Raw genomic sequence first — 2780 nt, forward strand, 5'->3', positions numbered from 1 at the left:
CGACTAAATCGACAGCCTGCTCGCGCCGTTCCGCTAACACCGTTAGAGCCAAAGTAAGTGACATTAGGCTCGCGCCCTACCGCTAGAAATGCTTCGAAGTCTCGGGGCGATTGGATTTTGGAACGGACTCCTCGGCTACTGTTTTGATTCAGTGAGAATCGTTCGATAGCGCTCCGCGGCGCGGTCGTAGGCGGCTTTTGCTTCAGCCCGTTCGGACTCTCGGATTTGACCGCGTTTGGAATTCCAACACGTTTCGACGGCATCGATGCACCATTGGGCACTTTTCTTACTGGCCCGGATCGGTTCGCCGGCGACGTGGACGAAGACCGGGTTGGTGTGAACCGAGGGCAGGATGCGGAGCGCGATCCAAGACGACGCGTCGATCGGGACGGGAATCGAATGTGAAGTCAGCGATCCGTCGGCGACGATTTCGCGTGTCGCGGCGACACGGCCGTTGACGATGACTTCCACCGGCACGCGACGCGAGTCACCGATTCGACAGCGTTCAAGGTGCCAATACGGTTTTTCATCCAAACGCAGTTTTCGAATCCGTTCGGTTTCGTCGGTCGGCGATTCTTTCAACAGCGCCGCGACGTCGAAGGTGACGTTGACGGTTTCGGGTTGGGCCAAATCCAAGCGGCTGGGCGAGTCGGTTGCCGATCGTTTTTGTCCCACACCCAGCCCGTCGACGGCGAAGTCGATGATGTGACTCAGTCCGTCCCCGCAATAGCTGCGACCGTCTTTCAGTCCCGCGATCCAATTTTCGTAGTTGAGAGGATGATCCTCGTCGAGTTGCACATAGATCCGGCCCAAGCCGACGCGGTCGCCATAGATACAGGGGAAATCGGTTTCTCCACTGATCCGGGCGGTCATCCCGCAGTTGAGTGTGTGGTACCAAATGTTTAATTCCCAGATCGCCGGCGTGTCGACGGCGGAGATGAAATCACAAACATCTTCGGTCACGGTGACGATGTATTCGTTGGCTCCGATTCCATCGAATGGAGGCATCTCATAATCGGGCAGCGTATCTGCGGCTCGGCCTCGCCAATCCCCCGCGGCTCCGCCCCAGGGCCGACCGACAAACTTGCGTGATCCGTCGGGCATCTTGTCCGGCAGCGCCAATCCCCATCCACTGTGGCTGTAACCGACAACACCGCCTTGCTGTTTGCCCCACTTGAGCACAGGCAAGGTCCAGCTGGGCCAGTCTTCGAGAACTTTCGTGCCCGGATAGTCGTCTTCGGATAGATTCAGCAGGCACAGGTGACCGGCGTGGGAACTGGGGAATCCGCTGACTTCGACGTCGTAGCGCATCAGGTTGTCTTCGGTTGAAAGCGCAGACGTTTGGCCGTTGAAGAATTCCTTTTGCGTGTACCAGCAGGGGCCCCAACTGAGCACGCAGCCGACGTTGACATCTTCGCCCAGCAGGTGCCGCATCATGTCTTCGGGGCCGACGCCTTCGGTGGGGCTGTCATAATGGGCACAGCCGGCGGCGTGGACATGGTGGTCGCCGGAGTACCAGCGGCGTTTGGCCAGATGGATCCAACGTTTCAGTTGAAACGATTCACGGTGTTGGGCGGTTTCTGGGATTTGAAGACGTCGCCGGATCGGTACGTACTCTGGCCCGCGCGTGACCGAAACGTTGTACTCACCTGGCGGCAGCAAGACCGATTCGCCATCGGCGCGATAGACCTGATGGTGAAAGAAAAAATCGGGCGCCAGCCGCTTGGCGGGGTTGGGGTACACGCGTCCCCGGTCGTCGGTGATCAACAGCGAGGCCGTCGTCGGCTTGCCATCGACATCGCTGATCCCCAGTTGCACGTCAACGGCTCTTTGGCAATCGAACAGGATCGGAACGCTGTTTCGAAACCCGATGTCCTGTGTTCCCTGGCCGACATTGAAGGCGATATTGGCTTCACGTTTCCCGGCATCGCGACTGCCGAGCATCACGATTCGGTATTCAAGGTTCAGGCCGCTGAGTTGTTTTTTCATCGGAGCACGGTTGAGCATGGACAGATCCAGCCAACGGTCTTCGGTTTCACTCGGATCGACCAAGTCTTCGTCGGTACGAGGCTGTTGTCTCGCGCCGCGTCCCTGTTGATAAACCGGTGCGGCGTTGGGGCTGTCGGCGACCAATTCCGCCGTGATGCCGGCTTCGTTGTGGACTTTGACCAAGAAGGCTCGCCAGCCTTGTTGCATCAGCTGTTTTTTGACGGGGCCTTCGGCGACCTTGACTCGGCTTTCGGCATTGATGTGCACCGACGCCAAACACAACGGGTCCAAGGTCGATTGAATGGCGCGGGAAACGTCGGCCGGTGTGTCGAGTTCTCGGGCCAACAGAATCGCGGCGCGTGTCGCCTCGTCAAGCGGTGATCCGGCAAACTCCATCGCTTCGGCCAACCGTGCTGTCGCGGCCAACAGCGGTTGTTTGGGAACACGATGGACGATCGCCAAGTCGTCTTGTCCGTCGGCCAGACGACCCGGGTGCATCAAACAAATTGCGATGCCGATCGCCAGAAGGTTGCGGCTGGAGACGTAGCGTGCAATGTTCATCGAACGTTCCTTGGTCAGGGGACGGAAGGGGGTCAGGGGACGGAAGGGACTGTGGGGTATCATTTTGTAACGTATCCGTCGCTGGAGCGTGCACGACAGGGATTTTCGCGAATCGTGGATTTCAAATTCGTTCTCAAAAAAATGCATTCAGCGGGTAAACTAGAAGAGAGGAATCAGGGATTCAACAATTGTTGGTGTGTAGCCTTTAGGCCAATACCGCTAAGTTGAGC

At 58.0% G+C, this 2780-nt stretch carries 1 protein-coding gene; it reads right to left on the minus strand.

The annotated features are described in order from the left end of the window. Window positions 1-135 precede the first annotated feature (135 nt). Window positions 136-2550 carry a CehA/McbA family metallohydrolase gene (locus tag NZK35_RS32330; protein ID WP_259636658.1) on the minus strand — a complete coding sequence of 805 codons (2415 nt, stop codon included), beginning with the start codon at window positions 2548-2550 and terminating at the stop codon, window positions 136-138. Window positions 2551-2780 lie beyond the last annotated feature (230 nt).

This window comes from Stieleria sedimenti (genome assembly GCF_025060895.1).
Lineage (GTDB): Bacteria > Planctomycetota > Planctomycetia > Pirellulales > Pirellulaceae > Stieleria > Stieleria sedimenti.

What these genes read in the sequence shown, in the direction of transcription:
- NZK35_RS32330 (WP_259636658.1), bottom strand. Translation starts at nt 2,550, where the DNA reads ATGAACATTGCACGCTACGTCTCCAGCCGCAACCTTCTGGCGATCGGC.